This is a genomic window from Paraeggerthella sp. (assembly GCF_048427265.1).
GTDB classification, from domain to species: Bacteria; Actinomycetota; Coriobacteriia; order Coriobacteriales; family Eggerthellaceae; genus Paraeggerthella; species Paraeggerthella hominis.
In genome coordinates this window covers 1-15,671 of record NZ_DBFOSR010000030.1, presented here as the reverse complement: position 1 = coordinate 15,671, position 15,671 = coordinate 1, and the positions used below count along the sequence as shown (strand labels likewise).

Below are 15,671 nucleotides of genomic sequence, written 5' to 3'. Positions count from 1 at the left end.
CTTTTAGTAGCATATACGAATGCACGACAACCTCACCGCATGAGCAAAAAGGAGCACACGCATGACTCAGGCAACCAAGCAGACCATCGACGGCGTTGACGTCTCGATCGAATACGCGAGCGCATCGGACGCCCCGGTTACCGACGCGGAGATTCGCGCCTACATCGATCGCGGTAACGCGCAGCACCCGAACAGCTCTGTGACCAGCCTTGATCTTGAAGTTGATGGCCAGGATGTGGACATTCGCTACGGATTGGCACCCGTTCCGTTCGATCGCATTCGTCGCATTACCGGATACTTGGTGGGCACCATGGACCGCTGGAACGACGCGAAGTCTTCCGAAGAGCACGATCGCGTGAAGCACGGTGTCGCGCGCGACGAGCGCTCGTTCGCCTGCGCGAACGGCTGCTAGCAATTTCGTACCACGCTGCGCGCTCGGGGTTTCCGGCGGGCGAAAAAATCGTATTCGTTGACGGGTCGCGACATTTGTTTGCGACTCGTTTCGTATACTAAAGCAATGACCGCGATGAAAGATACCACTGTGAAAACCCCGCAGCCTTCAGACGACCGAGCCGAGCGGCGCGAGCCGATCGGATCTTCCGAAGATACGACGGCTCCCGCTTGCTTGAGCGGCGATCCTTCGTGCGCCCCTACCGAGCGCATCCTGGAACCCGAAGTGCGCGGGCACCATCGCCGGCGTCGCAAGCTTTTGGAGTTCACGCACTCGTCCACCCGGGCTACCATGCTCATGTTGGCCGCTGCCGTGGCCGCGCTCGTTATCGAGAACACGCCCATCCTTCCGTACTTCGCCGAGTTTTGGCATTCGTTCAATATCGGGTTCTCGCTGGGCGACTTCGCGCCCCATCTTACGCTGGAGCACTTCATCAACGATTTCCTTATGGCGATCTTCTTTTTGCTGGTAGGTTTGGAAATCAAGTTCGAAATGACGGCGGGAGAGCTGACGAACCCCCGCAAGGCGCTGCTTCCCATCGTTGCCGCTGCGGGCGGCGCCGTGCTGCCCGCGCTTGTTTACTTGGCGGTGAACGCCGGTAGCGGCGCAATGCAGGGCTGGGGCGTTCCCATGGCCAACGACATCGCGTTTTGCCTGGGCATCCTTGCCCTTTTGGGAAATCGCATTCCGTCGGGGCTGCGATCGTTCCTGTCTACGCTGACCATCGCCGACGACATGATCGCCATTTTGGTCATCGCCGTGTTCTATACGGCCAATCTGAACATCGTGTGGCTTGCGGGCGGCTTGGCGCTGTTCGCTGTGCTCGTCTTGTTCAATCGCCTGCACATCTACGACCTGCCTCCCTACCTGCTGGTGGGCTTGCTCATGTGGGTGTGCTTCCTCATGTCCGGTGTGCACGCCACCATCGCGGGCGTTTTGCTCGCCCTGGCCATACCGGCGCGCTCGCAGGTCAAGCTGGATCGCGCGCCAAGCTGGTTCGAAGCCCGCGCGCGACGCGCCGACGAGCGTTACGACCCAGGCGAGCCCGACATCGTGCAGAAGGAGTATCTGAACGAGCTCAAGGAAATCGGCCGCGTTTCGCGCCTGTCCATTCCGCCTGTCACGCGGCTTGATCATCACCTGCACGTTCCCGTGTACTTCTTCATCCTGCCCCTGTTCGCGTTCTCGAACGCCAGCGTGGTGCTGGTGGGAATGGATCCGATGGCCATCATTACGAACCCGGTTACTATCGGCGTGTTCTGCGGTTTGCTGTTCGGCAAGCCGCTCGGGATTTTCCTGGCAACGTGGATTACGGTGAAGCTGAAGTTGTCTGATCTTCCTCGCGGCGTGAACTGGGGCCACATCGTTGGCGTGTCGGTGTTGGGCGGCGTGGGGTTCACCATGGCCATCTTCGTAACGAACCTGGCGTTCGTTGACGCCGCTACCATCGCGGTGGCGAAGGCGGCCATTCTGGCGGCGTCGTTCATTGCGGGCATCGTGGGCTTTCTGGTGCTGCGCAAGGTTACCGACGAAGTCGAGGTTGAATCCGAGGTTGAAGGGGCGTAGCGCGCGGATCTTGCGCGCCCTGCGCCCCGTTCGTCGGTTGCCTTGCGGTTGCGGAAGCGGCGCGCGATGCGCCTACTTTGCAACGATGGTCGGTTTTGCCGGCTCGGGCAGTTCTGCGGTGCAATGGGCGCAGCGGGTTGCCCCTTCCGCCACTTCTTCCAGGCAGTACGGGCAATGCGGGGCCTTCGTTTCCTCGACGGTCTTCCCGCGCTGCGCAAACGACTGCATCTTGTTCAGCGCCTTCACAATAAGGAACACCACCAGCGCGATTATCAGGAACTGGATAACTGCGCTGATGAAGTTTCCGTACGCGATGGCCGAATCTCCGGCGCCCAGGGGAATGAACAGCTTCATGTCGGAGAAATCGACGCCGCCGATGAATGCGGACACGATAGGCATGATAAGGTCTTGCACCACGGAGTTGACGATGGCGGTGAATGCGGCGCCGATAACCACCGCTACGGCAAGATCCATCACATTGCCCCTGTTGATGAACTCTTTGAATTCCTCTAAGAACTTCTTCATGGTTGTCCTTTCTGCTGAAAAGCGGTAGCTTGCGTGACTCTGCCAAGCGCCTTCCGTCAGTATAGAGGGGTCGTGCTAGAATGCCATGGTTGTAGCAACAATGAAGCAGGTCCGAAACCTTTTCGGATAGTCACGGATGGAGGCGCCATGACGCGGGTTTACTCGTACACGAAGCCGATCGAGGCCGATATGGTGGATGCGTTTTGCGTGCTTCAGAAGGGGTTTACCGATCAGTTCGTGTATTACCGCAAGGATCGACCGGTTCGTTTCATGGGACTGGGCCGGTGCATTGCGCTGCCGTCGCTGGCTGACGTGGAGTGCGATCTTGAAGGTCCCGCAGCGCAGCAACCCGTGTTCTTTTCCTTCAACCGTTTCGATGCCGAGAATCTGTCGCCTACCGACGAGCTGTTCGAGGCCTTTCCTCGCTTGCGGTTCATGTTGCCGGAAATCGTGCTGATAGAAACCGAAGAGGGCGTGCATTTGCAGGTGAATTCGCTCGGCCCCGTGTATGTCGGGCGTATCGAGCGCTTCGAGCGGCAGGCCCTTTCGGCCCCCAAGCGCCGCCGCGAAACCATTCCCTATCGCGTGGAGCCCGACTCGCGCGAGGCGTGGCGCGAAGCCGTGGGCGCCGGCCTGGCTGCTATCGAGCGAGGACGCGTGGACAAAGTGGTGCTGTCCCGCCGACAGAAGCTGGTTGCCGACCGTCCCTTTTCGTCAAAGGATCTGCTGGTCAACCTCATTGACGGCGAGGCTCGCGGCACGGTGCTCCTGTACCGGTACGCCGACGTGTTCTTCTGCGGCTGCACGCCTGAACTGCTCGTGCGCAAGCGCGGTGCCGAAGTGGAGAGCATGTGCCTGGCCGGTACGTGCCCGGCCGGCGCGACGGAGCAGGAGCGCGCCCATCTGGCCGATGCGCTGATGGGCGACCAGAAGAACCGGGCGGAGCACGACTACGTGGTTCGGTTCATCCGCGAAGTGTTCCGCCGCACGTGCTACGACGTGGACGTGCCCGCCAACCCGGGCATTCTGCCGCTTACGCACGTGCAGCACCTGTTCACGCCCGCGCGCGCTCGCATGCTCGAGGGCGTTGACCTGTGGACGATGATGGGCGACCTGCACCCAACCCCGGCGGTTGCGGGCACGCCGGTGGGCGAGGCCCAGATGCTCATTCGGCGCATCGAGGAGTACAACCGGGGCTTTTTCGCGGGGGCGTGCGGGTACGTTGATGGTGCAGGCGACGGCGAGTTTTCCGTTGCGTTGCGCACGGGCGTGTTCGACGGCGAGATAGGCTGGGTGTACGCTGGCTGCGGCATCGTGGCTGGTAGCGATGCCGACGATGAGTACGATGAGATCGGCATGAAGCTGAAGACGGTCCTCAGCGCCTTTGAAGGGAGCCAGGCATGAGCGAGGCGAAAGGGCGAGGCCAGCGCCTTGTTTCGTCCGAGTATAAGCCGGCGGCTTCGTCTTGCTATCTCGACGGCGTGGAGTTTTTGGCGGCGTTTTTCGACGAGCTCAGTTGCTGGGGCGTGCGAGACGTGGTGGTGAGCCCCGGGTCTCGTTCTACGCCGCTTTCGATGACCGCGTACGAGCTGTCGCGCCGCGCGCCCGAGCGCATGCGGGTGTTCGTCGACGTCGATGAGCGCGGGGCTGCGTTTTTCGCGCTTGGCATGGCGAAGGCGACCGGCCGGCCGGTCGCCGTGGTGTGCACGTCGGGGTCGGCGGTGGCGAACTACTATCCCGCCGTCCTTGAGGCGGAGTCCTCGCGCGTGCCGCTGATCGTTTTAACGGGCGACCGCCCGCCGCGCCTGCAGGGATTGGGCGCGCCGCAAACGTGCGACCAGCTCAATGCGTACGGCAGCCATGTTCGCGCGTTCAGGCAGATGCCCCTGCCCTCCGCCGACCCTGCGGCCGTGGGTTTTGCCCGCCAGGCGGCGCGCGAAGCGTGCATCGCGTCTCTGGGCGAAGGGGTGCTTCCCGATGAAAGCCCCCGATTGGCGGCAGCATGCTGGGGCGGCCCCGTGCACCTCAACTTTCCGTTCGACGAACCGCTCAAGCCCGACCTTTCCGCGGAAGGGGTGTTTGACGTCGGCAGATCTTTGTCGGAGGCGTTCGGGGTCATGCGTCCGCGTGCATCGTTCGGCATGCAGGATGCCGCACGCGTTTCTTCGTTGCTTGCCAACCGCCGCACGCTCGTGTTGGCGGGGGAAGGCTCGTGCGCAACGGAGTTCGAGGCGCGCAAGGTGCTTGCGTGGGCCGAGGCGTTCGACCTCCCCGTTTTGGCAGATCCGCTTTCCGGCCTGCGCTGCTTTGCGGATAACGTGGTGATCGACAACTACGATTCTCTGTTCGGCGTTGGCGGATCGGTCCCCGAAGAGCGCGCTCCGCAGGCGGTTATCCGCTTCGGGCGCTTCCCGGTGTCGAAGAAGGCGACGCAGATGGTGGCGTCGCTTCGCCCGATGCAGATTGTCGTCGATCCGCTTGAGACGCGCGATTGCAATGCAGCCACCGATCTGTTCGTGCGTTGCAGGCCGGTCGAGTTCGCAGGGTCGTTGCGCGTGGCTTGCGACCTGGGGACCATCGATCATGAACCTTCGGATCGGCAGCGGGATTTCGCAGGCGCTTGGAAGGCTGCGAACGATGCGGCGCGAAGCTGCTTGCTCGCGGCTGATTCCGTGGAGGCGGGCTTCGAGGGTGCGTTCGTGCGGCGCGTCGTGGAGCTTGCGCCTGCCGGGTCGTGTTTGTTCGCAGCCAACTCCATGAGCGTGCGTGCCGTGGACACGTTCTGCCTCAAGGGCAACAAGTCCTTGACGGTGCTGTGCAATCGCGGGTTGAACGGTATCGACGGCACGGTGTCCACGGCGCTGGGCGCTGCTCAATCGTTCGCGCAAACGACGCTGCTCACGGGCGATCTTACCCTGCTGCACGACGTGAACGCCCTTGCCCTGCAACGCGAGCTGCGCGTTCAAGCGGCGCAGGGCGGCGGTTCGCCCAGCATCGTGATCGTGCTGCTCAACAACAACGGCGGCGGCATCTTCGACATGCTGCCCCAGAAATCCGACGAGGACTACTTCGAGCGGCTGTTCCTCACCCCGCAAGACGTCGATTTCGCCGCCGCTGCGCAAGCGTTTCGCGTGCCCTATCGACGCGCCGAGACCGTTTCGCAGTTCGACGAAGCGTACCGGGCATGTCTTGGCGTTCCCGGTATCAGTCTGATCGAGGTTCCGGTTCCCCTGGAAGGCCTGCGGGAGCGATACGCGCCGTATTGGAATCTTTCCTAATGGGGGCCGATGCGCGTGCGCTGCGCCGGTCCAGCCTGTTGAACCGGTTCAGATGCCCGCTTGCGCCATGCGGTTCGGAGGTACGATGAGCGAAGTCTTGCAGCACGAGTTCGGAGATGCGATGAGCGGGGTTTTGCAGCATGAGAGCAGCTTCGATGTGCGCGGCGTACGCTACCGCTACCTGATCTGGACGGGGGCTTGCCGGTCGCTTCCCCCGGTTATCTTGCTGCATGGGTTTTCCCAAAGCGCCGACTCGTGGGATCAAGTTGCCCCCTTGCTTGCTTGCCACCGCACGGTATATGCGCTTGACCTGGTTGGACATGGAGGGTCGGCCGCTCCTGCGGATTCGTTTTCCTATGCGCTGCAAGCTCAGGGGGAGGCTCTGCTTTCGTTTGCCGCGCACGCGGCGGCGGAAAACGGCGGGCGCCGCCCTGCGGTGATCGGGTATTCGATGGGCGGTCGTATTGCACTGTCTTCCCTGGTTGGACAGCCGGAAGCGTTCTCTCGTACGGTGAGCTCGCTTGTTCTGGAAAGCGCTGGGCTCGGATTCGCCACCGATGCCGATCGTGCTTGTGCGGCAGATCGCGATGCGGCCAATGCCTCCCGCTTGCGGGAGCAGGGCCTGAAGGCGTTCATGGATGCATGGGAGCGTCTTCCGCTGTTCGCTTCCCAACGACGTTTGCCCCCGAACGTGCGGTCGCACGTGCGCGCCGGACGGCTCGCTAATGACGCGGAGGCGCTTGCGCGTACGTTCGAGCATGCCGGCCAGCATTCGATGCCAACGCGCAAAAAGGTGCTTTCCGCGCTGGCTACTGTTTGCGACCAGGGAGTTTCGGTTCAGTATCTGACCGGGTCGCTCGATCGGAAGTACTGTGCGCTGTCCGAAGAGCTGCGCTGCGTTCCCGACGTTGCCGTCGAGGTAGTTCAAGGTTCGGGACACAACGTGCATCTGGAGGCGCCCGCGGATTTCGTTCGATGCGTCGAGGCGTTCCTGGCGCCCGCGTCCCTCAGGCCGCGCGCATAGCGTTGTTGGTTTTTGCTTTGCGGCGTAGGTGCGAAGCGTCCTCTCGTGCGGGAGGCGCGGTGCTTACGGGTGCGCCCATGGGTGCGGGGTGCGCGCCTCCCGGTGCCCCTGCTCCTGCGCGCCCTTGCGCTAGCGGTCGGCGACGTCCTGAGCCAGCTCGATCGGCCGCGCCTCTGCCCCCTTGCCGACCGTCCGCCTCCTCCGCGCTGGGGAGCGCGCACGAAAAACCCCTGTCGCTGGCAGGTTTTGACGGTTTGAGGTCGTCGAGTTGAGCAGCGTGTTTGCCAAAGTTCGACCTGCTTTTCGTTTTGCCTGCTCACAGCCTCGATCTACCAAGCTGCCTTTTCCGGAGCACCTGCCTTGCCAGATCAATCGACCTCAAACCGTCAAAACCTGCCAGCGAGGGCGGTTTTTCGTGCGCAAGCCTCTTTCCGGGTGCGGGGTTGCGGCTGGGTGCTGCCGCTGACGGGGTGCGACGGTTCTGGCAGGGCACCCTGCCGCCAACAAGGCGCGGCAGCGGCGTGCGGCGACGGCAGGACGCGCCGTGCGGCAGCGCGCTCCGGCGCTGCCAGCAGGCCCCGGCGGTTCTGACAGCGCGTGGTAGCGGAGGGCTTGCGAGAGCGGTCGAACGGGCGCTGCTCGGCGCGCGGCTCGCCCCGGTGGCCCGGCTTGTGCGCGACGGCGGGCGTTTTCCGCCGATTCCCCAGGTTGCGTCGTTTCTTTCCGGAGATATTCTGCGGAGACGTGCGCCTTTTCCCATTACGCGTTACTATAAGCCAATCCAACCGAAAACCTCCCATACGGCGTGCTCGGCTGATCGAGCGCGTAATGAAAGGACGGCCATGAGCGATACTGCGTGGCAGGCGGGCAAATCGTATCGAGAAATCGTGTACGAGACGTGCGACGGCATTGCCAAAATCACCATCAACCGGCCCGAACGTCGCAACGCCTTCACTCCGCTCACCGTTACGGAGCTTTACGACGCGTTTAGCGTGGCACGCGACGACGCTTCGGTCGGCGTCATCATCCTGACGGGCGCGAATCACGGCGGCCGTCCCGAAGACGAGGCGTTCTGCTCCGGCGGCGACCAGAAGATTCGCGGCAACGGCGGCTATGTGGGCGAGGACAACATCCCGCGCCTCAACGTGCTTGACCTGCAGCGCCTCATCCGCGTTGTCCCCAAGCCCGTTATCGCCATGGTCAACGGCTATGCCATCGGCGGCGGTCACGTGCTGCATATTCTGTGCGACCTGTCCATTGCGGCCGAAACGGCCAAGTTCGGCCAGACGGGTCCGAAGGTCGGCAGCTTCGACGCTGGTTACGGCGCGGGCTATCTGGCCAACATCGTAGGCCAGAAGAAGGCGCGCGAAATCTGGTACCTGTGCCGGCAGTACACGGCGGCCGAGGCTTTGGACATGGGCCTGGTCAATAAGGTGGTTCCCTTCGACCAGCTCGAGCAGGAGTGCGTGAGCTGGGCGCGCGAAATGCTGCAGTTCAGCCCCACGGCTCTGCGATTCATGAAGGCGTCGTTCAACGCGGCCACCGACGGCTTGGCGGGCATTCAGCAGCTTGCCGGCGATGCGACGCTTCTGTATTACACTACGGACGAGGCGAAGGAAGGTCGCGACGCGTTCAAGGAGCATCGCGCGCCCGACTTCACTCAGTTCCCGAAGTTTCCCTAAGATGGTGAATCCTGGCGTGCGACGGCGTTCGCGCGCCAGGCGCGATGATAGTGCCTGGCCGTTGCGGCCAGCGACGAAGTGCTTGAGAGGCGGGGCGGAGTGCGGCGATGATCGGCGCATTTGAAAGCATGGTGCGGCAGTGCCCGCAACGTACGTGCTTCACGTACGTTGACGAAGCGGGTGCGGAGCTGTCGTTTTCGTATCGCGAAACGCGGATGCTGTCTGCGGCCATCGCGCGCAACTTGCAGTCCCATGGAGCGAATCCGGGGGACTGCCTTGTCGTCGATCTGCCGAACTGCCCTGCGTACGTGTTCCTTATGCTGGCCGCTGCGTACGGCGGCTTCACGCTGATCGCGCTCAACAACCGTTTGACAAGCGCCGAGAAGATGAGTCGCGTCATGGAGGTGGAGCGCACGTCCGATGTGCGCATCGCCGCACGTATCGACGAGGGCAACGTGAAGCGTGTACTCGATCGGGCGTCGGCGCTTCTTGCCGGCGAAGAATCGACCGCGTCGCCTGCGTCGCGCGCTGCCGCTCGGCCGAGTCGACCGACGTTCTCCACGCTTGTTGCGGCCGCTTCGGCCGAGGCTCGCTCGACGAAGGCCCTGGGAAGGGCGGGTACGGGCAGGGCTTCCGCCCGTCGACGCGACGCCGTTGCTCGCCAAGATGCTCTTGAGGGCATCATCCACTTTGCCGAGCATGCCGCGCACGTGTTCGATTCCAGCATGCGAGCCGTGATCATGTTCACCTCGGGAACGACCGGCCGCGCAAAAGCAGTACCTCTCACCTGGGATAACGTGTGCCGTTCCTCGGAGATATCCAACACCGCCCTCAACCGTCGGGCCGAAGGGCTGTGGCAGGCCGCGCTGCCGCTGTACCACATAGGCGGGTTCCAGGTGGTGGTTCGCAGCTTTTTGAACAACAACAGCTTCGTGCTGTACCGCCGTTTCGATCCCGACCGCCTGTTGGGCGACGCTGCAAGCAAAGGCGCTACGCACGTGTCGGTGGTGGACAAGATGCTGCAGGATCTGCTTGCTTCGAGCCGTGCGGAAACGCTGAAGCGCTACGCCTGCATTCTTTTGGGCGGCGGAGCAACGAACCCGCAAACGCTCGAGCGCTCCTGTGCGCTGGGTCTTCGCGTGTACGCAAGCTACGGCATGACCGAGACTTCAAGCCAGATTGCCCACGCTCAGGTCACGTCTTCGTTCCAAGGCGGGCTGCGCCTGCTTCCCGGTTACAAGGCCCGCATTGTCGATCCGGGCGAGGATGGCTTCGGCCGTTTGGCGGTGAAGGGTCCCGGTGTGTTCGCAGGGTACCTGAACGCCCGCGCAGCTCATACGGTGGACGGGTACTTCCTCACGGGCGATACCGCCGCCATGTACCAGGGCTCCATCTACGTGAAGGAGCGTACCGAGGACATGTTCGTCTCGGGCGGGGAGAACATCTATCCCGCCGAGATCAAGGAACGGCTTCTGCGCGTTCCGGGGGTCGCCGATGCGCATGTGTTCGGGGTTCCCGACGAGCGATGGGGGCGCCGACCCGTGGCGTTCGTGGAGCGCGAGCGGGCGCAGGAGGCATCAAGGTCGTCTGCGCTGGACAACTGCCGATTCGCGCATGCCGTGCGCGCTCATCTGGCGCCGCGGCTCTCGAAGCTGTACCTGCCGAAGCACGTGTGCGTGCTTGACGAGTTTCCGCGCAGCGGCATTGGCAAGGTGGACCGCGCTGCCCTCGAAAGGCTGTACGACCAGCGCATCGAGGTGGTGCGCGTAACCCTGCACCGCATTCGCCTGCCTTTCGAGCGCCCCTTTAAAACTCCGAAGGGCGTGATGGCCCAGCGCGAGTCCATCATCGTGGAAGTGACCGACCATGCCGGCCGTACCGGGTTGGGCGAGTGCGTCGCGTTCCCGACGGACTGGTATCTACCGGAAACGCTCGATCAGGATGCGCGGATTCTGCGGGACGTGCTGGCGCCCCTTGTGCTGCGCGCGACGATGCTCCATCCAAGCGAGGCATCCGCCCTGTTTGCCACGCAGCCTGAATCGGCTTCGTTTCCCTTGGCGTGCGGCGCCATGGAGCCTGCCCTGTGGGATTTGTACGGCAAGATAGTCGGCAAGCCGTTGTGGCAGCTCATAGGCGGGTCGAACAAGAAGTCGCCACGCATCGGGGGACCGCTGTCCGCCTCCGTTTCCGCCGGGGCGGTTTTGGGGTTGGCCTCCGAAGCCGACACGGTGGCCTCGGCGCGCCGTTGCGTGGAGGCGGGCTACCGGCGCGTGAAGCTGAAGGTGGCTCCCGGTACGCTTGGATGCGTGCGCGCGGTGCGCGAGGCGTTCCCCGACCTCGCCATTACGCTTGATGCGAACCAGAGTTTTTCCGATCGCGATGCGGACGAGCTGCGCGCGCTCGACGCTTGCAACGTGGCTTGGATCGAGGAGCCGCTTGATCCCCGTCGCGTTTCGGGGTCGGATTCCTCAGATATCTTCACCCGGCTGGCGCGGCTGCAAAGAACCATGCGAACCCCGTTGTGCCTTGACGAGTCGATTGCCCGTCCGGCGGATCTTGCCCGCGCGCTTTCGCACCCCGAACTGAAATGCTATGCCGTGAAGATCGGCAAGTTCGGAGGCGTGCAGCCTGCGCTCGATTTTGTGAACGCAGCGGCTGAGCGCGGCATAGACGTATGGATGGGGGGCATGTACGACACGGGCATCTCCAAGCGTCTGCATGCTGCGTTCCAGACGCTGCCCAACGTTACGGCGCCGGGAGACATAGGGTCGACCGCTCGATATTTCTCGCATGACGTGACCGATCCTCCGTACACGGCTGAACGCGGCCTGGTCACGTTGAACCGGGAAGGCAACCCATACGGCATAGGATGCGATCTCAACCGCTCGGTTCTGGCGAACGTGCTTGTTGGTCGGACAGCGGTCGAATAGCTTTATCCAAAATGTTGCATAACCGTCTGTTCGGAAAGCGATGCAGTGGGGTATGATGCACGGTATCGTACAAAGAGGAACGGGGATTTCATGAGCGCACCCGCAGCGAATCACGCGGCCGCATCAACTTCTGCGGCGGGATCTGGCAGCATTACAGGAGCGGACGGGTCCTCTGGATCGCCGCAAATTCATGGCAACTTAGGAATATTTCGCCTGGTCACTACTGTCATTACGCTGATTGTCGGCGGCGGTGTATTCACGCTGGCGGGTGATCAGGCCGCTGGCGGCGCAAGCGGCGCGGCTATCCTTACGGCATGGAGCATTTCCGGTATCGGCGTGTTGTGCCTGGTGATGACGTTTTATGCACTCTCTCGCATAAAGCCTCAGCTAAAGGGTGGAATTTACAGCTACGCAAGCGCCGGTTTCGGCGACTTTCTGGGGTTCAACAGCGCGTGGGGCTACTGGATCAGCGCGCTTTTGTGCACGGTCAGCTTCTCTGCGCTGCTGTTCGGCGCCCTCTCGTACTTCTTCCCCATTTTCGGCGGCGGAACCAATCTGCCTTCTGTGATCGGGGCCAGTGTTCTCATCTGGTTTTACGTGTTCTTGGTGTCGCGCGGCATCAAAGAGGCTACGGGCGTGAACGCCGTCATCACCATCAGCAAGTTCGTGCCTATTTTCGTCGCCATCACGGCCATCATCTTCTTGCAGAAGTTCGATCCGGCGGTGTTCATGGCAAACCTCACCACGGGTTCCGATCCGGGGCTTCCCTTCTTCGACCAGGTGAGCAGCACCATGATGATCACCATCTGGGTGTTCGTGGGCATCGAGGGCGCCGTGGCCATTTCCGGGCGCGCCAAGAAAGAGCGCGACGTAGGCAAGGCCACTATTATCGCGTTCGTGTGCGTGTTGGCAATCTACCTGATGGTCAGCATGCTCAGCATGGGCGTGATGCCGCTTTCCCAGCTTGCCCAGCTGGAGAACCCGGCTTTGGCGGGCGTCATGGAGTACGCCGTTGGCCCGTGGGGCGCCATGCTCATCAACGGCGGCGTTGTGCTGTCGTTGGTGGGGGCCATGCTGGGATACACGGTGCTGTCGAGCGAGTCCCCGTATGAGGCCGCCGAGCAGGGCGTGTTCATCAAGGCGTTCGCGAAGACCAACAAAAAGGGCGCGCCTATCGTGACGCTGGTGGTCACGAACATCATCATCGAGGTGTTCCTGGTTCTCATGCTGTTCTCGGACAGCACCTACCAATTCTTCTACACGCTTTCGGCGGGAATGATCCTGCTTCCGTACTTGTTGTCGGCGGCGTACTTCGCCAAGATCACGTTCACCGAGCCCGGGGCATTCAAGGGCCGCATCGGCGGCAACATCGTTTTGTGGCGCATTTTCGGAATCATCGGCGTGCTGTACAGCTTCTTTTTGGCGTGGGCAAGCGGGGCGGTGGGCCTTACCATCATGTCGCTTTTGTACGCGCCGGGCATCCTGATGTACATCAAGGGCAAAAAAGAGCGCAACGAGCCTTATCTGGTAAGCCTGCGCGACAAAGTGGTGGTGGCCGTCATCCTTTTGGCTGCGGCGGTTTCCATCGTTCTGATCGCAACCGGGCAGGTTGTTATCTAATTTTCCGCGTTCGAGTGCGCGCGTTCCTTTACACTGGTTCGCAGTAGAAATGCGGCTGGCGGCCGCATGGTAAGGGAACGCGCGGCTTTGTGCTGCGCGACGGACAATCGTGCAAGTACGGAGGAGAACGTGGAACTGCTGGAGGAACGCATCAGGCGTGATGGGGTGGTGAAGTCGGAGGGCGTCCTGAAGGTGGACAGCTTCCTGAACCATCAACTGGACATTGATCTCTTCGATGAGATGGGCGCCGAGTTCAAGCGGCTGTTCGCTGATGCTCCCGTAACGAAGATTCTTACCATCGAGGCTTCCGGCATTGGAATAGCCTGCGTGGTTGCTCGGCATTTCGGGGTGCCGGTGGTGTTTGCGAAGAAAGCTCAGTCGATCAACCTGGATGGCGAGATGTACACCACGTGCATTCAGTCGTTCACGCACGGTCGCGTGTATGACGTCATCGTGTCCAAAAAGTTTTTGGGGCCGAACGACCACGTTTTGATCATCGACGACTTCCTGGCTAACGGGTGCGCGCTGAACGGGCTGATCGAGCTTGTGGACGAAGCGGGCGCAACGGTCGAGGGCATTGGCATCGCGGTCGAGAAGGGCTTCCAGCCGGGCGGTGCCGATCTGCGCGAACGCGGGTATCGCCTAGAGTCGCTTGCCATCGTCGAGAGCATGGATCCGGAAACGGGCGAGATCGGGTTTCGCCGATGAAGACGTTCGCAACCGAGAACCTGTTCAAGCTTGACGGCGACATCCCCCTGCTTCGAGCCGTTCCTTTTGGCGTTCAGCACATCCTTGCGATGTTCGTCGCCAATCTCGCGCCCATCGTCATCGTGGCCAGCGCCGCCGGCTTGAGCGACGGGCAGACCGGCACGCTCATCCAAAGCGCCATGCTGATTGCGGGCATCGGCACGCTCATTCAGCTGTTCCCGTTGTGGCGTGTGGGGTCGGGATTGCCTATTGTCATGGGCATCAGCTTCACCTTCGTGACGGTGCTGTGCGGCATCGTGGCTACGTACGGCTACAACGTGGCTATTGGCGCCATCATCATCGGTGGCATCATCGAGGGCGTTTTGGGCCTGTTCGCGCGGTATTGGCGTCGCATCATATCGCCCATCGTTGCGGCGGTGGTGGTGACGTCCATCGGGTTCTCGCTTTTGGGCGTGGGCGCTGCTTCGTTCGGCGGCGGCAACGGCGCGCCGGACTTCGGTTCTCCGCAAAACTTGCTGCTGGGAACCATCTCGCTTGTTTCGTGTCTGGTGTTTCAGGTTCTGGCCAAAGGCAAGACCAAGCAGTTGTCGGTTTTGTTCGGCCTGATCATTGGCTATGTGGTTGCGTTGGTGCTGGGCGCGGTCGACTTCAGCGGCTTCGAGGGGCTTAGCTTGTTCGCATTCCCCCAGTTCATGCCGTTTGCTCCGGAGTTTAATCTGGGCGCCATCGTTTCGGTGACGCTGATCTTCCTGGTGTCGGCTACCGAGACCATCGGCGACACGTCGGCCCTTACCATGGTGGGCCTGAACCGCGAGGTCAAAGAGAAGGAGCTTTCGGGCTCGATCGCTTGCGACGGTTTCGTCAGCTCGTTGTCGGCGTGCTTCGGGTGCCTGCCCATCACGTCGTTCTCGCAGAACGTCGGCCTGGTGGCCATGACGAAGGTTGTGAACCGCAAGGCTATCGCCACGGGTGCGGCCATCATGATTTTGGCGGCGTTCCTGCCGGTCATCAGCGCGGTGTTCTCGTCTTTGCCTGAGGCGGTGCTGGGCGGTTGCACCATCATGATGTTCGGCAACATTATCGTGAGCGGTTTTCAGATGATCGCGCGGGCGGGCTTCACGCAGCGCAACATCTTGATCGCCGCGCTTTCGCTGGCGGTTGGCATTGGCTTTACGCAGGTGGCGGACTTGTTCGCGGTGTTCCCGGAGCTGATCCAAAGCGTGTTCGCGCAGAACTGCGTGGCCATGGTATTCCTGGTTGCCGTAGTGGCGAACCTGGTGTTGCCCAAAAACATCAAAGTGGAGGGAGATCCGGGGGCGGCTGATTCTATCCAGGGCGACTCGCCTGTTGAGGGTGCCGCTGGGGAGGGGGTTGCTTCAGCCGGGGCGCCCTCGCAGTCTGCTGGCGCGGGAGATTTAGCGCGCGCCTAACATACGACGAAGCGAAGCGAGCGCCGTCGGACCTTGCGGGGTCCGACGGCGCTCGTGCGTGGTGGGTGCCGCGCCGCGCCGGGCGCGGGTGTCGGGTACGCGCATCGGGCGCGGCGGGGCTGCGCGCCGGGCACGGCGGAGGCTGTCGGCGCCGCTGCAGGGATATTGTCGCCCGAAACGTACGGTTTTGCCGCGAAAACCGTACGTTTCGGGCGACAATGCGTTCTTCGTTGCGCGCGGGGCTTGGCCTTAGCAGATGATGGCGAGCTCCCCGGTTTCCGAGTCCATCACGCAGCCCGTGACGCGCACGTGCGGCGGCATGACGGGATGCGCGCGCACCATGTCGACGCTCTTCCGTACGGCCTCCTCGGTATCTCCGAAGCCGGCGAGCCAGTGGTCGAAGTCGATACCGCAATGACGTGCGAAATCAATGCGCTCAGAGGACACGCCGAGCCGT

General features: G+C 62.3%; 11 protein-coding genes and 1 pseudogene. 10 read left to right on the top strand and 2 right to left on the bottom strand.

Features of this window, described 5'->3' with window-relative positions:
* The first annotated feature begins 61 nt into the window (after positions 1-61).
* Both nrdD and nhaA read left to right on the top strand, forming a co-directional pair.
* Positions 62-412: an anaerobic ribonucleoside-triphosphate reductase gene (nrdD, locus tag ACMNI9_RS03065; protein WP_418830809.1), complete on the top strand. Its 351-nt coding sequence runs from the start codon at positions 62-64 to the stop codon at positions 410-412.
* Between the two features lie 114 nt (positions 413-526).
* Positions 527-2,017 carry a Na+/H+ antiporter NhaA gene (nhaA, locus tag ACMNI9_RS03060; protein WP_418830807.1) on the top strand — a complete coding sequence of 497 codons (1,491 nt, stop codon included), beginning with the start codon at positions 527-529 and terminating at the stop codon, positions 2,015-2,017.
* Between the two features lie 72 nt (positions 2,018-2,089).
* Here nhaA and mscL read toward each other — a convergent pair whose 3' ends face one another.
* Complete coding sequence (gene mscL, locus ACMNI9_RS03055) at positions 2,090-2,542, bottom strand: large conductance mechanosensitive channel protein MscL (protein WP_418830805.1); 453 nt, start codon at positions 2,540-2,542, stop codon at positions 2,090-2,092.
* Between the two features lie 147 nt (positions 2,543-2,689).
* Between mscL and ACMNI9_RS03050 the strand changes: the two genes are divergently transcribed.
* The 8 genes from ACMNI9_RS03050 to ACMNI9_RS03015 all read left to right on the top strand — a co-directional run bounded on the left by ACMNI9_RS03050 (position 2,690) and on the right by ACMNI9_RS03015 (position 15,214).
* Complete coding sequence (locus ACMNI9_RS03050) at positions 2,690-3,946, top strand: isochorismate synthase (RefSeq protein ID WP_418830803.1); 1,257 nt, start codon at positions 2,690-2,692, stop codon at positions 3,944-3,946.
* Complete coding sequence (menD, locus tag ACMNI9_RS03045; RefSeq protein WP_418830801.1) at positions 3,943-5,820, top strand: 2-succinyl-5-enolpyruvyl-6-hydroxy-3-cyclohexene-1-carboxylic-acid synthase; 1,878 nt, start codon at positions 3,943-3,945, stop codon at positions 5,818-5,820. The genes ACMNI9_RS03050 and menD overlap by 4 nt, the downstream gene beginning before the upstream one ends.
* 85 nt (positions 5,821-5,905) lie before the next feature.
* Entirely contained in the window at positions 5,906-6,844 is a 939-nt protein-coding gene (locus ACMNI9_RS03040) for an alpha/beta fold hydrolase (RefSeq protein WP_418830799.1), read from the top strand.
* 842 nt (positions 6,845-7,686) lie between these two features.
* Positions 7,687-8,526 carry a 1,4-dihydroxy-2-naphthoyl-CoA synthase gene (menB, locus tag ACMNI9_RS03035; RefSeq protein ID WP_114566410.1) on the top strand — a complete coding sequence of 280 codons (840 nt, stop codon included), beginning with the start codon at positions 7,687-7,689 and terminating at the stop codon, positions 8,524-8,526.
* A 107-nt stretch (positions 8,527-8,633) separates the two neighbouring features.
* Entirely contained in the window at positions 8,634-11,456 is a 2,823-nt protein-coding gene (gene menC, locus ACMNI9_RS03030) for an o-succinylbenzoate synthase (protein WP_418830797.1), read from the top strand.
* 90 nt (positions 11,457-11,546) lie between these two features.
* Positions 11,547-13,076 carry a basic amino acid/polyamine antiporter gene (locus ACMNI9_RS03025; protein WP_225749700.1) on the top strand — a complete coding sequence of 510 codons (1,530 nt, stop codon included), beginning with the start codon at positions 11,547-11,549 and terminating at the stop codon, positions 13,074-13,076.
* Positions 13,077-13,205: 129 nt separating this feature from the next.
* On the top strand, positions 13,206-13,784 hold the full coding sequence (locus ACMNI9_RS03020) for a xanthine phosphoribosyltransferase (RefSeq protein WP_114566449.1): 579 nt from the start codon (positions 13,206-13,208) through the stop codon (positions 13,782-13,784).
* Complete coding sequence (locus ACMNI9_RS03015; RefSeq protein ID WP_418830796.1) at positions 13,781-15,214, top strand: uracil-xanthine permease family protein; 1,434 nt, start codon at positions 13,781-13,783, stop codon at positions 15,212-15,214. The genes ACMNI9_RS03020 and ACMNI9_RS03015 overlap by 4 nt, the downstream gene beginning before the upstream one ends.
* 249 nt (positions 15,215-15,463) lie before the next feature.
* Here ACMNI9_RS03015 and ACMNI9_RS03010 read toward each other — a convergent pair.
* Positions 15,464-15,671: pseudogene (locus ACMNI9_RS03010) on the bottom strand (carbonic anhydrase); the annotation flags it as partial.